General features: G+C 36.5%; 19 protein-coding genes, 5 tRNA genes, 1 pseudogene, 1 riboswitch and 1 other annotated feature. Of the genes and pseudogenes, 19 read left to right on the top strand and 6 right to left on the bottom strand.

What is annotated here, in order from left to right:
* The first annotated feature begins 117 nt into the window (after positions 1-117).
* The 8 genes from DF281_RS11240 (at position 118) to tenA (ending at position 6803) form a co-directional block, all read left to right on the top strand.
* Complete coding sequence (locus tag DF281_RS11240; RefSeq protein ID WP_109350361.1) at positions 118-855, top strand: hypothetical protein; 738 nt, start codon at positions 118-120, stop codon at positions 853-855.
* Between the two features lie 272 nt (positions 856-1127).
* Complete coding sequence (locus tag DF281_RS11245; protein WP_109350362.1) at positions 1128-1307, top strand: hypothetical protein; 180 nt, start codon at positions 1128-1130, stop codon at positions 1305-1307.
* Positions 1308-1420: 113 nt separating this feature from the next.
* Positions 1421-2155: an IucA/IucC family C-terminal-domain containing protein gene (locus tag DF281_RS11250; RefSeq protein ID WP_109350363.1), complete on the top strand. Its 735-nt coding sequence runs from the start codon at positions 1421-1423 to the stop codon at positions 2153-2155.
* Positions 2148-2663: a GNAT family N-acetyltransferase gene (locus DF281_RS11255; protein ID WP_109350364.1), complete on the top strand. Its 516-nt coding sequence runs from the start codon at positions 2148-2150 to the stop codon at positions 2661-2663. Before DF281_RS11250 ends, DF281_RS11255 begins: the two co-directional genes overlap by 8 nt.
* Before the next feature lie 3 nt (positions 2664-2666).
* Positions 2667-3614, top strand: a complete 948-nt coding sequence (locus DF281_RS11260; RefSeq protein WP_109350365.1) for a hypothetical protein — start codon at positions 2667-2669, stop codon at positions 3612-3614.
* Positions 3615-3689: 75 nt separating this feature from the next.
* Positions 3690-3863 carry a hypothetical protein gene (locus DF281_RS14760; RefSeq protein ID WP_166636127.1) on the top strand — a complete coding sequence of 58 codons (174 nt, stop codon included), beginning with the start codon at positions 3690-3692 and terminating at the stop codon, positions 3861-3863.
* A gap of 77 nt (positions 3864-3940) precedes the next feature.
* Positions 3941-4170, top strand: a binding site (T-box leader).
* A gap of 61 nt (positions 4171-4231) precedes the next feature.
* Positions 4232-5806 carry a 2-isopropylmalate synthase gene (locus DF281_RS11265; protein WP_109350366.1) on the top strand — a complete coding sequence of 525 codons (1575 nt, stop codon included), beginning with the start codon at positions 4232-4234 and terminating at the stop codon, positions 5804-5806.
* A 68-nt stretch (positions 5807-5874) separates the two neighbouring features.
* A riboswitch (TPP riboswitch) is annotated at positions 5875-5978 on the top strand.
* Positions 5979-6095: 117 nt separating this feature from the next.
* Entirely contained in the window at positions 6096-6803 is a 708-nt protein-coding gene (gene tenA / locus DF281_RS11270) for a thiaminase II (RefSeq protein ID WP_109350367.1), read from the top strand.
* Between the two features lie 92 nt (positions 6804-6895).
* On the opposite strand, the gene DF281_RS11275 is transcribed toward tenA, so the two are convergent.
* Entirely contained in the window at positions 6896-7777 is an 882-nt protein-coding gene (locus tag DF281_RS11275) for a helix-turn-helix transcriptional regulator (protein ID WP_109350368.1), read from the bottom strand.
* Positions 7778-8148: 371 nt separating this feature from the next.
* Here DF281_RS11275 and DF281_RS11280 point away from each other — a divergent pair, with 371 nt between their 5' ends.
* The 4 genes and pseudogenes from DF281_RS11280 (at position 8149) to DF281_RS11295 (ending at position 12169) form a co-directional block, all read left to right on the top strand.
* The gene (locus DF281_RS11280; protein WP_109350369.1) at positions 8149-9969 is read left to right on the top strand and encodes a sensor domain-containing diguanylate cyclase; all 1821 of its coding nucleotides are present in this window, start codon (positions 8149-8151) and stop codon (positions 9967-9969) included.
* Positions 9970-10082: 113 nt separating this feature from the next.
* On the top strand, positions 10083-10514 hold the full coding sequence (locus DF281_RS11285) for a MarR family winged helix-turn-helix transcriptional regulator (protein WP_109350370.1): 432 nt from the start codon (positions 10083-10085) through the stop codon (positions 10512-10514).
* A gap of 15 nt (positions 10515-10529) precedes the next feature.
* Positions 10530-11517, top strand: a pseudogene (locus DF281_RS11290) (ring-cleaving dioxygenase).
* Between the two features lie 82 nt (positions 11518-11599).
* Positions 11600-12169 (top strand): hypothetical protein, encoded by a 570-nt coding sequence (locus DF281_RS11295; RefSeq protein ID WP_109350371.1) that lies wholly within the window; start codon positions 11600-11602, stop codon positions 12167-12169.
* Here DF281_RS11295 and DF281_RS11300 read toward each other — a convergent pair.
* The 3 genes from DF281_RS11300 to DF281_RS14765 form a co-directional block, all read right to left on the bottom strand.
* Positions 12129-12638, bottom strand: a complete 510-nt coding sequence (locus DF281_RS11300) for a hypothetical protein (protein ID WP_109350372.1) — start codon at positions 12636-12638, stop codon at positions 12129-12131. The genes DF281_RS11295 and DF281_RS11300 overlap by 41 nt on opposite strands.
* Positions 12639-12770: 132 nt before the next feature.
* Complete coding sequence (locus DF281_RS11305; protein ID WP_109350373.1) at positions 12771-13787, bottom strand: ketopantoate reductase family protein; 1017 nt, start codon at positions 13785-13787, stop codon at positions 12771-12773.
* Between the two features lie 24 nt (positions 13788-13811).
* Positions 13812-13973 carry a hypothetical protein gene (locus DF281_RS14765; protein WP_166636128.1) on the bottom strand — a complete coding sequence of 54 codons (162 nt, stop codon included), beginning with the start codon at positions 13971-13973 and terminating at the stop codon, positions 13812-13814.
* A gap of 100 nt (positions 13974-14073) precedes the next feature.
* Between DF281_RS14765 and DF281_RS11310 the strand changes: the two genes are divergently transcribed.
* The gene (locus DF281_RS11310; RefSeq protein ID WP_109350374.1) at positions 14074-16398 is read left to right on the top strand and encodes a DEAD/DEAH box helicase; all 2325 of its coding nucleotides are present in this window, start codon (positions 14074-14076) and stop codon (positions 16396-16398) included.
* A 28-nt stretch (positions 16399-16426) separates the two neighbouring features.
* On the opposite strand, the gene DF281_RS11315 is transcribed toward DF281_RS11310, so the two are convergent.
* Complete coding sequence (locus DF281_RS11315) at positions 16427-16984, bottom strand: hypothetical protein (RefSeq protein WP_109350375.1); 558 nt, start codon at positions 16982-16984, stop codon at positions 16427-16429.
* 18 nt (positions 16985-17002) lie between these two features.
* Entirely contained in the window at positions 17003-17809 is an 807-nt protein-coding gene (locus DF281_RS11320; protein ID WP_166636129.1) for an exonuclease domain-containing protein, read from the bottom strand.
* A gap of 122 nt (positions 17810-17931) precedes the next feature.
* On the opposite strand from DF281_RS11320, the gene DF281_RS11325 reads away from it, so the two are divergent.
* The 6 genes from DF281_RS11325 (at position 17932) to DF281_RS11350 (ending at position 19021) form a co-directional block, all read left to right on the top strand.
* The gene (locus DF281_RS11325; protein ID WP_109350377.1) at positions 17932-18438 is read left to right on the top strand and encodes a ferritin; all 507 of its coding nucleotides are present in this window, start codon (positions 17932-17934) and stop codon (positions 18436-18438) included.
* Positions 18439-18579: 141 nt separating this feature from the next.
* A tRNA-Gly gene (locus tag DF281_RS11330) sits at positions 18580-18654 on the top strand.
* A gap of 3 nt (positions 18655-18657) precedes the next feature.
* A tRNA-Ser gene (locus DF281_RS11335) sits at positions 18658-18750 on the top strand.
* A gap of 19 nt (positions 18751-18769) precedes the next feature.
* Positions 18770-18844 (top strand) — tRNA-Gly (locus DF281_RS11340).
* Between the two features lie 3 nt (positions 18845-18847).
* Positions 18848-18940, top strand: a tRNA-Ser gene (locus DF281_RS11345).
* Between the two features lie 8 nt (positions 18941-18948).
* Positions 18949-19021, top strand: a tRNA-Phe gene (locus DF281_RS11350).
* Positions 19022-19222: the final 201 nt, after the last annotated feature.

Here is a 19222-nt window from a genome sequence, read left to right on the forward strand (position 1 = left end):
ATGAATATGTTATTAATAGACCCACTGGTATAGTTTATGCGAGTGGTTTTAAGACGATATAATAGGTGAATATACTAACAGTGGTATATAAATATAAAAACATAAGGAGTGCTTCGCATGAAAAAATTAGTAGCAGGCGGTTTAGCATTATCATTACTATTTGCATTTGGAACTTCAGAAGTTGATGCAAAACAGAAATTTGTAGACAAAAATAAAAATGGGATTTCTGACAAATGGGAAAAGAAATATAAGTTAAAAGGGAAGAAATTAGCGAAACTTGATGCAGATAAAGATGGACTTTCAAACTTCGTTGAATACAAATTAAACTTAAATCCGAAGAAAAAGGATACGAATAAAAATGGTAAACCTGATGGCCTAGAAGATTCGGATAAAGATGGATTAACAAATATCGCTGAAGTTGGCATGGGGCTAAAACCATACAAGAAATACAGTAAAAACAGTCGTATTGCAGATGGTAATTTGAAAGATGAGAATGGCGTGAAATTCTCTGAAAAAGTATCAGAATTAGAAATTTCTATCGAATCAGGTAAAAATGAATTCGAATTCGAGTACGAAGTAAAAGACGGTAAAGAGAAAATCAAAGTGAAACAAAAAGGGTTCAATTTAGATAAAGAAGCGATTTCAAAATTAGTAGTAGATCTTGAAAAAGCGGTAAGTGATCGTCTAACAGAAGATCAAATTTTAGAAATGGTTCAAACAAGATTCGCGTTAACTGGCGCATTTGAAATTGAAGTTGAATTAGAATATGCGAATGGCGATGAGTTTGAATTCGAAAAAGAAGTTGATTTAGATGATGATCAAGGTTCTGAAGATGACGAGCAAGACGAAGATTAATCGTTGAAAAGGAGAGTGTAGCATTTGCTGCACTCTTTTTTTGTATTGTCAGAATATTTCTAACTGTACTATTATTTATTCTTTGTTTGTATAACAGACTTTGAAAACGTTCTCATGAAGAATAATCGTCTTTACTTCAAATATTAGACACATATACGTACGTAAATAAGCAAAATAGGTAGATTATTGGAAGTAGATGGCTTATGATAGATATAGATAAAGAAAAGGTACGAACAACTATTATAATACAGTTAAAAAGAGGAGTATAACAGATGACAAAAGAAATCATTAACTTCGTAGAGAAGATTCAAGGACAATTAATGTTCGATTTAGCAGAAGGTAACGAATCAAACTTAGAAATGATCGCGAATAATTTAATCGCTCGACATAAAAATGATACACGCAATATTTGCCAAGCATATGAAGTTGTTAAACATTCATTAATCGGTTAATTAGGAGAAAAGCATGAATTGTTCAGGAATGAATGATTTCATGCTTTTTTTCTGTTTTCGGCGTAATTTGTATAGTAACATAGGAAGTAATCAAATGATTTGAAGGTGAGAAAATGCCAGCTTTAACACCAGAGCAAGTATTAACATTAGATTCATATAGTATTTATACAGTGGAACCCAAAAGATCACTATTTACGCTTGAACGAATTCGCAAAGAATTTTTCCAAGATGAACTAGGCGATCTTATGCAAGGTATTACAGATGCGCCATCGAAAACAGCCGCGATCTCACATTTCTCGAAAAGATATGGTCAATTTATAGCGATGCAGTTTTATATGTTAACTGCGTTTGACGAAATTTGGGATGGTCATGAGCGAAATTTACAATTTGATGCGACAGAGGAGTATGGTCATTTCACAGTTTGTCTATTCGCAAACCCGAATGATTGGCGCTATGTTGAAGAAGATGAAAGAAGTTATGTTATTTCGACGATTTTATTCAAGCAATGTTTTGAAATCATCCAATGTTTAAGAAATACAACGGCGATTTCTCCGAAGATGATGTGGGAAAATATTTTCGTACATATCGTAAATGTCTATGCGAAATTGATGGAGAATCCCCAATTAGCGGATAGAGCAATGGATGATTTAGAATTATTGGAAGATCCGGCAATTTGGAGTCGTTTTGCAAAAACATCACTTTTCTACGATTATTCAGAAGGTAGAGCGCCGGCAGCACTTGTTAATCAGCCAATTCGAAAAAGCTGTTGCCAATCTAAGGATATTCCTGGATTAACAGAATGTAGTTACTGCCCATTAATAAAAATGGAGGAAAAAAATAATGATTAGACAAGAGAAAGCCAGTCAATTTGAACAAATTGCTTCTGTTATTGAAAAAGCATTTGCAAATGAAGAAATGAGTGACCATAAAGAACATCTACTAGTGGAAAAATTAAGACAAGATCCAGCATATATACCTGAACTAGCATTAGTTTATTTGGAAAATAATGAAGTAATTGGCCATATTTTTTACTCAGAAGCGTTCATCGGTGACCACCCCGTTTTAGCGTTGGCACCGGTGTCGGTATCACCCGAACACCAAGGTAAGGGTATTGGCACGCAGTTGATCGAAGCTTCACTGGAAAGAGCGAAATGGAGTGGTTTTTCTGCAATTGTACTATTAGGTCATGCACAGTTTTATCCTCGATTTGGTTTCGAAAAAGCGAGTCAATACAATATTTCTGCGCCTTTTGATGTGCCAGATGAAAACTTCATGGTACTGCCTTTATATAAAGGTTCTCTACAAGGAATTGAGGGCACAGTCCAATATGCACCGCCATTTCGTGAGGGGGAATAGCATTTGTTAAAAGACTTTTTCCCAACTTCATTGGCATCAGATGTGACAATTGTTGAAAAGCTAATCAAAAAGCAGCGATTTCTTAGGAAGAAATTAGATATTTCCCCGACTACTACTGAATATAAAGTAGGGGCTGAAATAATCTCGATTCCAACACGAATTTATTTTGATGAAATGGCAGAAGTGAATTTTCGCACATTAACGAAGCAGCAACAGTTAATCGCAATCTGTCTGTACACGCGGCATCAAGACGGTTTTATTCGTGAGAAATATGTTAGAAAATTATTATCGTTGATTTATGAGGATTGGTGCATGTCGTATATTTTTTCGTTAAGTAGGGAGTATGTTGTAGAAATCGTCCAAGTCATATATGATGAGCTTTCCGCAACAGATTCGGAGAAATTTGCACAATTTTGTGCTGAAAATCCAGTTGAATTTGAAAAAGGCTACGCTCAAATGACAAGTTATTGGAATGAATACGAACGTCGAGAACAGCCGGCTTTTAAAAACTATGTAGGTACGAAATTATATCGACAAATTTTTAAATATAATCGCTCATATGCTCGAATTGCCTATCAACGAAGTGCGCAATCCGCAATCAAAAAAGTCCGTACACAAATGGAATTTGATTATTATTTGCAGTACATCGAGAAAAAAGATATTCGAATCAATGGTGAGCAATGTCGTACTTCCGAGCAACTTTTTGAAACATTTAGAAAAGCTTTAAAACAGCCAAAAGGTACGATCAATGACTGGCGTAGTTTTGAAAATGCACTCGAACAACATCTTGCTAAAGTGAGTGATCAACAAATGACTGTTTTTATTGATCATTTTGATTCGATTTCGGAAAATGAAGATTTTGAAAAGTCATTACGAAAAATTAAAATAACTTCGCAAAAACAAGAACGGCATTTATCAATCATCGCTTTGAGTAAAACTACTGCAATTTAATGCGGTAGTTTTTATTTACTTAAAAAGTGATAAAAGTAAAAAAATGGGTATAATAGAACTTAAGGAGTGATCACTATGAAAAGATTTTATTTTATCAATACGACATTAGTTCTTTTATTCACCGCGAGCATTACGTTCTGGTATGTTACTGAAAATAAAGTGCAAGGTATTACAGTTGTCATCATTGCAGCAGTTATTCTTTCCATCATCTCCACCATCAACTATAAAAAAAATTATGCTTCAAAATAAAAGAATAGTAAGTATTTTCAGATAATTCATTGACTTTCTAAAATTAGTGCGGTATTATTCTAAACAATCAGATAATTATAAAAGCTGAGATTGAGAGTAGTAGGGAATGTATTCATCTATAGAGAGCTAATGGTTGGTGGAAATTAGCGTTGGAACTTCTTGAACTAGCTCATGAGCATTTAGCCCGAAATTAAGTAGGGTTATACGGAAGCCTCCGTTAACAGGTAGAAGGTGTTCAAGCCTTGAAAAGTGGGATGTTTTTGGCATCCAATTAGAGTGGTACCGCGAGTAAAGCCTCGTCTCTAAGTAATCTGCGGATTATTTAGAGATGGGGCTTTTTATATTAAATGGAAAGAGGGAGAATGATTATGTCTAAGAAAATTTGGTTATTTGATACAACATTACGTGATGGAGAGCAAGTGCCGGGAGCGAAATTAAATTTATATGAGAAATTAGAAGTTGCGCATCAATTAAAAAAACTGCAAGTAGATATTATTGAAGCGGGATTCCCTGCCTCATCTGAAGGTGATTTTAACGCTGTAAAACAAATCGCTCAAAAAGTCGGAAATACGGATGATCTTATGATTACGGCACTTGCGAGAGCTGTGAAATCCGATATTGACGCAGTTTACGAATCGGTAAAATATGCGGAAAATCCGATGATTCATATGGTACTTGGAACTTCTGATATTCATGTTGAGAAGAAATTCTCGAAATCAAAAGACCAAATTTTACAAATCGGCATAGATGCGGTGAAATATGCGAAAACATTAATGCCACAAGTTCAATATTCTACGGAAGATGCTTCACGTTCGGATTTTGAATACTTATGGAAAACAATCGAAGCGGTTATGAAAGCTGGCGCGACAATGATTAATGTACCAGATACAGTAGGTTATGCTGTGCCTGAAGAATTCGGTGAGATGATTGCGAAGCTAAATGATCGCATGAAAAACTTGGACGATTCAGTGTTACTAAGTGTGCATTGCCATAATGATTTAGGAATGGCGACTGCCAACACGCTTGCCGCAATTAAAAATGGTGCGGATAAAGTTGAATGTACAATTAACGGAATTGGCGAGCGCGCAGGGAATGCGGCACTTGAAGAAGTCGTGATGGCATTATCAACTCGCTCAAACTATTTTGATGCACATACTCGAGTCAATAAAAAGGAAATCATGAATACATCGCGCATCGTTTCAAGTCTAATGGGGATTGATGTGCAAGTGAATAAAGCAATCACGGGTGATAATGCATTTGCTCACTCATCAGGTATTCACCAAGATGGACTTCTAAAATCTCGTGACGCGTATGAAATTGTGAGTCCGACTGAAGTGGGCCTTGATGATATGGAATTAGTATTAACAGCTCGTTCTGGTCGTCATGCGGTGAAAAATGCGCTTGAAAGCCTATCACTAAACAATCTTTCTGCTGAGCAATTTGAAGAAGTGTTTGAAGATTTCTTAAAACTAGCTGATACGAAAAAAGAAGTATATAACCATGATTTATTCATTTTAGTTGAAAATTACTTCAAGAAATCGAAGGAAGCGGCGGATGTGGAACTGCATAGTGACCAATTCTACCATTTAGAAGATATTCAAGTAATTTCGAATCAGATTTTCCCATCTGCAAGTGTTAAAGTCCGTAAAGGTGAGGAAGTGTTCAAAGCTGCAACAGTTGGCTCGGGTTCAATTGATGCGCTTTACTCGGCATTGCAAGAAGTGACGGAATTCGAAGTGAAACTATTAGAGTATAAAATTTCAAGTGTCACTCGTGGTAAAGAAGCAATTGGTAAAGTGAAGTTGCAAGTAGAATATAATGGTGAAAAATATATTGCGAAAGCATCTGATACCGATGTCATTAAAGCGAGTGCGCTAGCATATATTAACGCCATCAATACGATTGTCGTCGATCAATTCTTAAATATTCCAGTTCCTTCATAATTAGGGAGCTTGACTTTAATGGCGATATACTCCATGATGTGTATGTAAGAAAAAATACATACACAAACATTCACTACTAGGGGTGCCGAAGTAATTTGGCTGAGAGAGCATGCGCTTAACCCTCTAACTTGATGCAGTTCGCACTGTCGTAAGGAAGAAGTGACAAGTATATTTATGCCTCATGCGTAAAATTTCAGGGATGTCCCTATACTTATCTCTTTCTTTTGAAGATATAAGTTTAGGACATCTCTTTTTGTTTCCTTCGTGTTTGTGGGACAGGAGAATAGAAATGACAACAAAAGTAGAAAAACAGACAAAATTTACAGATCAATTAGTGGAGGAAATCTTACCAATTTGGCGCGCAAACCATAGCCATCCATTCGTACAAGGAATCGGACATGGTACATTAGCTGAAGAAAAATTCCGCCATTATTTAGTACAAGATTACTTATATTTAAAACAATACACAAAAGTATTCGCAGTTGGTATTCAAAAAGCGAATGATTTAGACATCATGACGACACTTTCTGAATCGGTACACGGATTACTTAGTGTTGAAATGAGTCTTCACCGTAAATATGCGGAGCGTTTTGGTCTAACGGAAGATGAATTCACATATGCAAAAGAAGCGCCAACAACAATTGCTTACACACGTTATATGCTTTCAGAAGCACAGAACGGTACGCTTGCACACGTAGTTGCGGCAGTATTACCATGTGCATGGAGCTATCTTGAAATTGGCAAGGAATTAGCACAGATTCCTGGCGCATTAGATCATCCTTTATACGGCGATTGGGTGAAAATGTACAGCAGTGAAGAATTTACGAAGAGTGCGCAAGATATGATTGATTTAATGGATCAATTAGCGAGTAATTTAGCTGGGGAAGAATTAGATCACTTAAAAGAAATCTTCCTACAAACAACTCGTTTTGAGTACCTTTTCTGGGAAATGGGCAATGAACTAAAAGATTGGCCTGAAGCAATTCAAGCGAAGTAATCGTATGAGCTCACGTTTCGTCTATGAAACGTGGCTCTTTTTATATGCCCGAAAAAGCGCCGTCAGCAAGAGAGGGCGCTCGAAAATGTAAATTAAAGATCTTCTTCAAATGACAGGTTTAATGGTTCATCCAATAACTCGCTATGATTTTCTAAATTGGTTGTTTCCACACTTTCATCTACTTCTTCAAATGTAAATTGATCCATCCACACATGACCTTGTCCAGATAGAATTACGCCAAATGCGATAATTGAACTATTTTCGGGGATATCCAAAACGATGGAGTAGCGGTTCCAATTTGTACTGCCTGAAATAGAACGATTGCTCATATTATCGAACTGAACGACATCACCATCAGTATTATCTACTCTCATCCACATGCTACTAAATGACTGAACATCCTTAGTCTTTAAAAAACACGATAGTTTGATTCTCTGACCTCTAAATTTATCTGCCTTAAATTGCTGCATCATTGTAGAGAAACTTGACTCATCAAGTACCGTTTTTGATTTTAAATAACCTGACGCTTTTCCTTGATGTACAATTTCGTGATCAATGCCCATTTCATAATTAAATTGGTCAGTGCCACTTAAAAACCAGCCTTTTACTTCATTTTTCATTTTATATTCCTCCTTATTTTTTAGTACACTTGTCATTAGTTTTCGATATTGCCCAGGTGGCAAATTATAATATCTTTTGAAAGCTCTAGTGAATGCTTCTTGAGATTCAAAATGGTAAAGTAATGCTATGTCTATAATTCGTTCGTCACTGTAGAGTAAAGCCGTCGAAGCATTTGCCAAGCGTCGCATTCGAATATAATCCGTTATAGACAAACCAATAGCAGCACTAAAAATTCGGTGGAAATGAAATTTAGAAAAGCCAGCTTGATCTGCAATATCCGCAATTATTAGTGGTTCGTGTAAACGTTCTTCAATGTAGGCGATTGTTTTATTGATAATAATTTCATGTTGCAATGAATATTCACTCCCTCTAGCAATAGCATAGCAAAAGGAAACGAGGGTTTTTTGATTATTTTTGCGAATATTACATCTAATTGTTTGGCAGCAAGCAATTAGATGTAATAGGCAACTAATAGTAGTAGGTGATCGTTCTAAATAGGGCGGTCATCTTTTTTTATTATGAATCAAGAAATAATACTATTTTCGTGATATAATGAACATATGGAACTAGTTCGTCGTGTCATAGTGTGATCTTTAGCCGTAGCGTTCAATTGCGTACGGTTTTTTATTTTGACAATTAGAACTATTTTCGATGAAAAACAAACATATTTACATATGAAATAGGGAATATATTAAACGTGGAATTTTGGGAAGGGGTTGGCGTATTGAATGTTTGGAAAATGATTAGTATTGTATTCATAAGTTTGATCTTCACATTAAATATCGCTCCATTTATTGCCTCGGCTCAAAAAGCTCAAATTGATTTTTCAGAGGGAAATTATGATGATTTCCGAGAAGATTTAAATGGTGGCTGGACTTTTTTCCCAGATCAATATTTAACGCCTGAAAAAGTGAAAAAGGAATTAAAAAATAATAAAGGCATTGATGTGAAAGCACCGTATTTCATTAAGCCAAAATATAGAGAAATGAAAGGTTTAGGGACGTATTCAACGGTCATCAGTTTACCTGATGATTTTGTCGGCAAGTGGCTGCAACTCTACATCCCAATTCAATTGAGCAATTACAAAGTATTTATCGATGATCAATTATTAACGGAGAATAAACAAAATATATTGATGAATACAGCGAGCGATCGAAGTATTCAAACGCCAAGCCCGATTTTCTTAGTGCATGATCGAAAGTTACGCGTCACCTATCAGATGGTCGATTTTCCAGTTGAAAATGCTGGCATACGGAAGAGTATGATGATCGGTAATGAGAAAGCGATTAAGAAATATACGGATCAACAAGATTTCCTTCATATCTTTTTAATAGGAGGAATTACATTAATCGGTATGATTTCCTTAGTTCTTTATATTTTCAAACGGGAAGAAAGGTCATTTATCGCATTTAGTCTGTTTTGTTTCCTAACAAGTACATGGGGATTTTTCACCGATGCATATTTAGTGACAGTATTTTATGATGGTATTGAGTGGGCAACAGCTGTGCGGTTTGCGTATTTATTACCAGAACTCGTGATCCTGCTCTATTTATATTATTTAACCATTACGTTTGAAGATGCAGTAAATAAATGGGCAATGGTGTTTTACTACGTTGTCATGTGGATTACAATCGTCATCACGATCACAACTGAAACTGTCGTATTCCAAAATACGTTTGTTTTTGCAAATATCCTATTAACACCGTTTTACATTTATTTCTTCATTAGTATTTTAAGAAAAGTAAATTGGAAAAACCGCTTAGAAATCCTCACTCTGATTGGCATTTCCTTAGTATTCCTCGCTTCGCTGCATGATATTTATCAAATAATGATTTCAGGCAATAGCATTCATTACACATTCCTCGCTTTAGCTGTTTTCATCGCCATCCAATGTTTCATTTTGAGTCGAGAATTTGCACTTCAATGGTCTGAAATTGAATGTTTAAATACAGAACTTGTGAAATGGAATGAAACACTTGATGAAAAAATCAAAATCCGAACAGCAAAATTAGAAGAAAGTAATATGAAACTTCGCTCACTCGCATTGTTAGATGGTTTGACAGGCGCGTTCAATCGTCATTACTTCAATAAAAACTATGAAAATTTATTTCAAAAACATTTAGAAGTAGGCGAACCGTTTTCTGTATTAATTATCGATGTCGATGAATTTAAAAAATACAATGATTATTACGGCCATATTGAAGGAGATAAACTTTTACGAAAATTAGTGGATGTTCTTATTAAAAACCTCCCTATTTCAGCGCAGTTTACGCGATATGGCGGTGAGGAATTCGCGATATTATTAGATCGTATGGGTTTTGAGGAGTTAGAACAATTAGCAGAGCAACTTCGTGAAGTGACGGAGCAGTTACAACTGCCGCATTTAGGACGTGATCGTGGTGTCGTAACGATTAGTATTGGCGGGATTTCCTTGCACAATAGCTATTACGATGATGCGCTTGAAGTATTGAAAATTGCGGATGAACAACTGTATTTAGCGAAAAATTCAGGTAGAAATCAAGTGAAAATTAAAAATCTAGGTTAATATGAAACACAGGAATGCACGATTATTCCTGTGTTTTTTTGTTTGACATTGAGATATCTTCATGTTATCTTTAATTCAAGATATATTAATTCGAGATAAAAGGAGATGTTCAAATGGAGGAAAAAATTTCTCTGAAAGCTTTGACCGTCTTACTGCGAGCATCTCAAACGATTGACGAAGTGCTTCGCAAAGATATGCAGCAATTTCATATTAATTTAACAGAGTTTGCGGTCTTAGAGCTTCTGTATCATAAAGGTGAACAACCCATTCAACGGATTGGCGAGAAAATATTAATAACGAGCGGAAGTATTACGTATGTTGTTGATAAATTACAGCAAAAAGGGTATGTACAACGAGTATCGTGTCCGACCGATCGCCGCGTGACTTTCACAGCTTTGACGGATTCAGGTCGAGCATTTATTGAAGAAATTTTCCCGGTTCACGAAGCTTTGGTCAATAAAATTTTCGCAGTCGCTTCTGAAGATGAGAAAAAAGCAGTTATTGAAGTATTAAAAAAAGTTGGCAAAAACGCCAAACATATATAATTGGAGGAATTAATCATGAAAAACGAATTAAAAGGTATTCACCACGTAACAGCTATTACAAGTAGTGCAGAAAAAAACTATGAATTCTTTACAAATGTACTAGGTATGCGATTAGTGAAAAAAACAGTCAACCAAGATGATATCCAAACTTACCATACGTTTTTCGCGGATGATCAAGGTTCTGCTGGTACAGATATGACATTCTTCGATTTTCCAGGCATTCCAAAAGGACGTCACGGTACGAATGAAATTTCAAGAACAAGTTTCCGCGTACCAACTGATGCGGCACTTGAGTATTGGCAAAAACGCTTCAATCGTTTAGAAGTACAAAACGACGGTATTCAAACACAATTTGGGCGTAAAAGTATTACCATTTAGTGACTTCGATGATCAACGCTATCAATTAATTTCAGATGAAAATAATACAGGTATCCAAAGCGGTAAACCTTGGAAAAATGGTCCAATCCCTCTAGAGTTCGCAATAACAGGATTAGGTCCAGTGGAAGTAACAATCGCAGATTTCAGCTATTTCAAAATGATGTTAGAAAATGCATTAAACTTCAGAGAAATCGATCAAGCAGGCGATGTGCATTTATTCGAAGTAGGAACTGGCGGCAATGGTGCGAGAGTAATCGTGAAACATGATGAAAATTCACCACATGCGGTACAAGGATTTGGGACTGTTCATCACGCAGCTTTACGCGTAGAGGATCGCGAAGTATTAGAATTCTGGATTAAACGAATGGAAGAAATCGGCTACAATACTTCTGGTTATGTAAACCGCCATTTCTTTGAATCATTGTATGTTCGCGTTGCACAAGGGATTCTATTCGAATTCGCAACTGATGGTCCAGGATTCATGGGCGATGAGCCATACGAAACATTAGGTGAAAAATTATCATTACCGCCATTTTTAGAACCAAAACGTGAATATATCGAAAGTGTCGTACGTCATTTTGATACAGTTCGTTCTACGAAAACATTCGAAAAAGAATACGAGTAAATTAGAAAACAGAGGAGCTGGTAAAACAGCTTCTTTTTTTGTTTGTTGAAATTTGTTAGAATAAGGGAAAGGAGGGGTTTTTATGAGAAAATCCTTAGCGGTACTAACGGTATGCGCATTAATGCTTGGTGCTTGTGGTACGAAAGACCAACAAGCAGAAGGCAATGTAAAAGAAGAAGAAAAAGTAGTCATTAGTAAAACAATTAAAGTGCCAAACGAATATGTAGCAGAAAATGGTTTAGTGGAAGAATGGGACCCGTCAATTTATGAAAAATCAGAAGTGAAGGATTCCGAAACAATTTTCCAAATGTCTGATGAGCAGTACAAAGAATTAGTCGCAGATTCAAAGAAAAATCTTGCAGCTATGTTGAAGCAAGTGAGTGGTTCGAGCAAGTTTGAAGCAGTAGAAAGCATCGATCAACAAAGTGATTATGAAAGTATTCGAGTAAATGTAGATGGCAAAGCATACGCGAAAAGTAATCAAGAAGCGCTATTCCAAACAATCGGCCTACCTTTAATTCATTATCATCTATTAAAAGGTGCTGATGCAGATTCAATCGTCATCGAATGCCAAGTGTGGGATGCCAAAAAAGACGAGCTTGTCGGTGTCGTTAATCTACCAATGGATTTATCGAATGGTACGCTGAAGTAACTTCCTGTTGAATATTTAGCGTAATCATTCGTATGACAGCGTAAGTATGGTAACTCGCGATCAGTTGAGCATAGGATTCACGCACTTTTTGTTCGGTAATCAGCTTTTGCACAATCTTCATTCTAAGATGTTCAAAAAATACATTATGTAATAGAAGCGGTTTTTTTCCTTTTAGCATTATCTGATAAATTTCTGCGAATTTCTTAAAATGATACGGTAACTGCATTTCATTTTGCTGATTTGCATAGAAATAAGTAGTATCTAATGATTCAACTACTTCATTTGCAGTATTGCATAAAATATCATCCACCAATTCTTCAATGGAAGGATAATGGGCGACGAATGCAGCTCTCGAAATGTTCAAAAAGTGGCAAATGGTCGTTACTTTAATTGGTTGTGCATGTGGTTCGGCTTGTAATTGAAGAAAAGCCTTCCGAATGCCATTTTTATTAATAATTTGAGTTTCCATACTACACCTCGCAAGAATATAATTAATATGATTATATCGAATTTCATTGTAAAATGATAAATAAAAGTGATTATTTGTAAAAAAATATGAGAATGCAAACTGTTTTTAAGCAGCGGGCATTCTCTATTTTTATTATTTTAAAGTATTTCCTAAAATGAGCGGTTCAAACAATTGGATATTTTCATGAAATGGTCGATCACGCAAAAAGTGTAGGCAATACGACAGCAAATCCAAGTATGGCGTAGGCTGATCCACTTTTAATGCTTCCGTCACTAAATCATCGATAATATCATATTCGAATAATTCGCTTTTCAGTATATTTGTGCGTGTATATTGATGAGGCAGAATTAACATTTGAAAAACAGGGACGAGTTCCTCCAGCTTCGTGTCCGAATTAATGATTAAATCATTAAAGTTTGCCCCACCAGTCGTTGATAAAATAATATTCCTCTTTTTTGCAGTACGTACGATTTCATCTGCAATGTGGATGGCTGTTAATAATGCCGTAGAATGATGCAAAATATCGCCGTATGAGCAGTTTAGCGCGCTTGAAAGTCGGTCGATTGCACTCGAAAATAGCGTTTTGCTCCATTTAATATTTGTCGGCAACGAAGTCAGCATCGTATGTCCGACAGCATCTAAAATATTTTTGATTTCGGCGGCATTGAATGGATGCATTTGCTTGTAGTCGCAAAGGTCGAATGCATGTCGAGAAAAATATTCGAGATCCGTTGTAATTGAAACAGTGTGCGTATTTTTTAGCGTAGCTTGAAAATGGCAAACGGCTGAAAATACAGGCTGTTTTGTAAATGTACGAATTGTCCGCCAATCTGACAAGTTTTCTTGGAACGAAACAATCATGCAAGTCGCTTTAATTTTCGATTCAATCATAGGGAATAGTAAAGAATTTGAACGAGAAGGTGAGAAAATGAAGATTAAATCATAATCACTTTCTAATTGTTCTGCTGTTTTCACTGCAATATTATTCACTTGAAAAGTAGTAGCCCCAACGACATTAATGCCATGAAGTTGGATGGCTTCTAAAGGTGCGATTTCTAAGTCAACTAATGTGACATCATCATAAATAGTTTTTAAGTAGGCAGCAAGTGTCATTCCGTGACTTGTTGCACCAATTACAGCGATTTTCATTCAGATCCCTTCCTCATCAGTTATTTAATAAGGAGGCTGGTCATCAATAGTTTCAGGATCGACTCCTTCATATTCTGCTTCAGCATTTTCATCCTCATTTTTAGGGTCAATTACTTCGTCTAGCACCGTATCGTAAGAGATTGTTGTTTCTTCTGAAGGATCAATTTTATGTTTTTGTTTTTTCATAGATGGATCGACTCCTTTATGTAATGATTTTCCCATTTTAAAAGAAAACAAAACAATGTTATAATAGGAACAAATATTCGTAAAAGGGGATTCTTGTGCAATGATTGAAGTTTTAAGTGAAATTGAATCGAAAGCAAAATTAAATAAAAATAGTCGAACATCATTAAAATGTCGTAGTTTTATAAAAAAGCTAGGTTACCGTTCACGTTCAAAAAAGATGATTCATGAAATTGACCAAGCAATCCAACGAACAAATTTGACGATGTTACTGCCCGATCAGGTGGAAAGTTGGCTTGAAATCGACTTAGATGATGCCATTCACTTCCAATATAATGCGAAAAGTCGCGTACTTGCACCAACGACGAGCAAAGCCCCTGCGCTCTATGCTTTCCAAGCGGAAGCTGTGAACAGAATTCACCGTAAAATGATTGGCAATGATTCATTTAAAGGAATGCTCGTACTGCCGACGGGGGGCGGGAAGACAACGACTGCTGTGAGATGGATTTGGGAAGCGGCATTGTCAAAAAGGAAGAAAGTACTGTGGATAGCCCATCGCCATGAATTGTTGAATCAAGCGTTAGAAACGATGCGCAATCAAGTTGAAAAACCGGTGAAATACCGTGTTGTATCAGGTATCCACGACCACGCAACGATGATTCAAGATGAGCAACTAATTATTGCGAGTAAAGATAGTTTGACGCATCATGGCGAGCGATTAGCGAATTGGTTAGCGGAGGATGACGAATTGTTTTTAGTGATCGACGAGGCGCATCATGCGACTTCGAGAACCTATATCCAACTTATTCGCTCACTCGAAAAAAGCTTGGATCGGCTGTATTTGCTCGGCCTGACTGCGACACCATTCCGAACGGCAGAATCTGAAAGTGGTGCGCTGCGTAAGTTGTTTAAGGATGGCATTTTGTATAAGAAAGACTTAAAAAACCTTGTAGCAAGTGGAATTTTATCCGAACCGCATTTCTTTTCGATGCAAACCGATGTCCAAATTGCACAGAAATTAACGGCCGAACAATTGGAAACTTTAAGGTTTACAGATCAACTACCAGAGAAAATTATGGATAAACTTGTCGAACATCATCCGAGAAATTTACTAATTGTACAACAATATATTGCGTCCGCTAATCAATTTGGCAAAACGATTTTATTTGCTATTAATCAACTTCATGCGACGATGCTAGCGTTATTATTCCAACAACATCAAGTGGATGCGCGAGTTGTCATTTCTCAAAATGATGTAGATCATAATGCGGATACAATCCAAGCATTTCGAAATAATGAATTTCCTATACTCATAAATGTTAATATTTTGACGGAAGGTGCGGATTTTCCAGATGTTCAATCGGTATTTTTAACGCGACCGACGATTTCATCGATCTTTATGACACAAATGGTAGGGAGAGCGTTGCGCGGTGAAGTTGCTGGTGGCACAAAAGTGGCGAATATCGTGAGTTTTATCGATGATTGGGTTGAGAAAATCGCTTGGTCAAATCCACAATCACTTCTTGCAGGTGAAAATGGTGACGAGACTTTCGAAGGCATTTCTGATCGAAAAGTGACGGAGATTATTTCCGCACAAGTAATGGAACAATTAGCATTACGGATGAATAATCACCTTGATTTTGCAGATATGAAGCGGAATTACTTTGCTGAAAGCGTGCCGATGGGTGTGTATGCGATGCATTATTTACATGATGAAAAGACGATTTCAGAAGATGTACTAGTTTATGAGAATGATGTCGATGCATATGCTCTAATGCTCGAACAATTGCCTCGTTTTTGCATACAGAATGGGCTTTCAAGCAAGCTCACAAATGGTCAAATTCGCCAGTTTGCAGAACAGTTGGAACTGCAATTTTTCATAGAAGATGAACTTCAACCGATGTACGAAATCATTGATTTAATGGCTATTTTGAAGTATTTCTTAGTAACGAAGGAGTTACCGGCTTTACTATTATTTAAAGAGCGAAAGCAAGTGAATATTACGGAGTTAGCGAGAACAATCGTTCAAAAAGATTATACATACCGCCAACAAAAAGAGTTCATTCAGCAAAATTGGGATGAGCAGCCGTTTTTACAAGTGTTTTTCAATTATGAAGAAATCTATTATAAAAAATGTGTTCAAAGCGAATTGCTCATGATCGATACGATTTTCTCTCCAAAAGAACCATACGAGTCCGATGTATCTTTAGCGAAGTTGAAAAAATCAAATCATAGTGAATGGCGTTCTTTGATGTATCAAGTTTTCGAGCGAAATAAGCAGAAAAATGGCATGTATCAATGTGTCTTAAGTGGCGAAAGAAGTATGAATAAAGCTGATTTTAAAGTTGGTTATAAGAAATCATTGAAAAATGGCGGGAAGACGACCGTAAATAATTTAGCGCTCGTTAAAAAAAGCGACAAATACTGATTTTACAGTGTTTGTCGCTTTCTTCTTTTTATTGAGAAATAAGTTCGATAAATTGCTCAATCGAAGTTTTTTCATCCCATTGTTGAACGGTCAGTGCATCTAAATGAATAAATGGCCCATTTTCAACCGTAATATATTCACCATCTTCTGAACCGACTCCACCTGTTTCAGCACGTTTTCCATAGTGATTGAATAAAGCTTCACGTATTTCTTCACGAGATTGGATATAGCGCGCTGCTTCCGCATTTGGAATGACGTATGCATCCACTTGCGTAGCATCATCCGTTAATCCATCCACTTCATCCATTGGCACTAATCGATCCCAAATTAACACAGTTATTTCACCATCATCTGGTGTAAACATATATTTTGTCAGCGGGAAGCGGCTCTTTTTCCAAACGATTTCTTCATATAATGGCAACTCATCAAAATTCATTGAGTAGTTGACGAATTCATGTTCATCAAAAACATCGACCTGTTTATGCACATAGGGAACCGACTCGACCCATTCAATCGCTTCCTCTTTTTCCGCGAATAATCCGACTGTATGGCGACGATCACCTTGAAGTAATTCAACTAAATACAAAATAATTCCTCCTAACGACTATTTGATAAGTGGCAGAAACTCATCTTCGGTTAAAATGGTAATTTCATGTCCTGCGTTTTGCAAAGATGCAGCTTTCACCCATTTTGAGCTTTGCGCACCGTTATTGTTAAACTTCTCGAAACTCGAATTGCTGACGACAAGTAAATCTACTTTTTTGGACATCGTATTACTAAATGCTCCACCGGCTTGCATGACTAATTTTGCAGCCTCTGCTCTACGCATACCACTTAAACCACCTGTGAAAACAACCGTTTTTTGAAAAATCGATTGAATTTCTTTTTGCGTGATTACTGTATTTTCAACTAATTTTGCAGTCCAGTGTGCCTCGTTTTGTAAAAAGTGGACAACTAATTTCGCGATTTTTTCAGCATCATTATAGACGTCTTCTTGAATAAAATGATTCGTCAAATCATGTAAAGTGTAGGAAAAATACGATTCATCAATTTTATTTTTAAAATAGGGTAAAACACTATAATGCGTGAAAATAGGTTTTAGTTTGCCAAGTTGTTCAAAACATTCATTCAAACATTGTGCTTCAAATTCATGATGAAAAGAGAGTACCGTTTCATTTTGTAGCCATTGTTCTAAAACGGGGATCATTTGCTCAAAAGTGGGTGAATTCGCAACGTCATTCGCTTCAATGCCATGCACAGATGTGTAAAATGGATCGAATGATTGTGACGTATGAATAAATGTTGAGAAAGAGTCCGTTTCTTTATTTTCTTCTATTTTGATTAATTCAATTCCGCAAATACTATCCGGCCATTGATTGGCTGTTTTTATAACCATTGAAATAAAGTTCAAGCTATTCACTCCAGTAAAAATTTCTGTTTCTATCATAACATACAGTTATTTCAAGACTTTTTGAACGAAAATATAAGTAAAATGTGGTAATATGTACGTATTAATGAATAGGAGTGGTTAGTATGATTTCAGAAAAACTACATGTAGCATTAAACGATCAATTAAATTTTGAATTTTATTCAGCTCACGCATATTTAGCAATGGCAGCGTACTGCACAGACCAAGATTATGATGGTTTTGCAAATTTCTTCTTAGTACAAGCGGAAGAAGAGCGTTTCCACGCAATGAAATTTTATAATTTCCTAAGCGATATGGGTCAACGTGTAACAATCGCGGAATTCCCAAGCGTGAAAAATGATTTCACAAACATTTTAGAAGTATTCGAAACGGCACTGAAACACGAAAAAGAAGTGACACGTCGTATTTATAACTTATCGGATATCGCTTTAGATGAGCGTGAACACGCAACTATGGCATTCCTAAAATGGTTCATCGACGAACAAATTGAAGAAGAGTCAACTTTCGATACTTTAATTTCTAAAATTTCTCGTATCCAAAATGACGCGAATGCGATCTTCATGTTAGATTCTGAATTAGCTTCTCGTAAATTCGTAGCGCCAGCAGAATAAACTATTCTACAAAAACACTCTCCATCTTTTTAGTTGTTTAATACTAAAAGGTGGGGAGTTTATCTTTTTAAAAAGTTTTTTTGGAAAAACTATTGACCGATTTTTTAGAACATGATATTATATTTCTTGTCAGTAAGACATGCGGAAGTAGTTCAGTGGTAGAACATCACCTTGCCAAGGTGGGGGTCGCGAGTTCGAACCTCGTCTTCCGCTCCATATGGAGATATACCCAAGTCCGGCTGAAGGGATTGGTCTTGAAAACCAACAGGCGAGTCAAATCGCGCGGGGGTTCGAATCCCTCTATCTCCTCCATTTTTTCTTACTTGATATTGCGGAAGTAGTTCAGTGGTAGAACATCACCTTGCCAAGGTGGGGGTCGCGAGTTCGAACCTCGTCTTCCGCTCCATACGGAGGTATACCCAAGTCCGGCTGAAGGGATTGGTCTTGAAAACCAACAGGCGAGTCAAATCGCGCGGGGGTTCGAATCCCTCTACCTCCTCCATCTTTTCCGGGTCGGTAGCTCAGTTGGTAGAGCATTAGATTGAAGCTCTAAGTGTCGGCGGTTCGATTCCGTCCCGACCCATACTAAATCGGTAGATATTTCAAATATCTACCGGTTTTTTTATGCTGTTTTTTTGTTTTTAAACCAAATAGAGCTGGTTCTACAATAAATAACGTTGGTGAAGAAAAAAGCACCGATCTCTAATCAGATCGGTGCGGAAACTTCATGAACGTTATTTTTATTCAAAAAAATAGAAAACAAGTGAGTTTCCCTATAGAATAA

This window comes from Kurthia zopfii, assembly GCF_003143955.1.
Classification (GTDB): Bacteria; Bacillota; Bacilli; order Bacillales_A; family Planococcaceae; genus Kurthia; species Kurthia zopfii.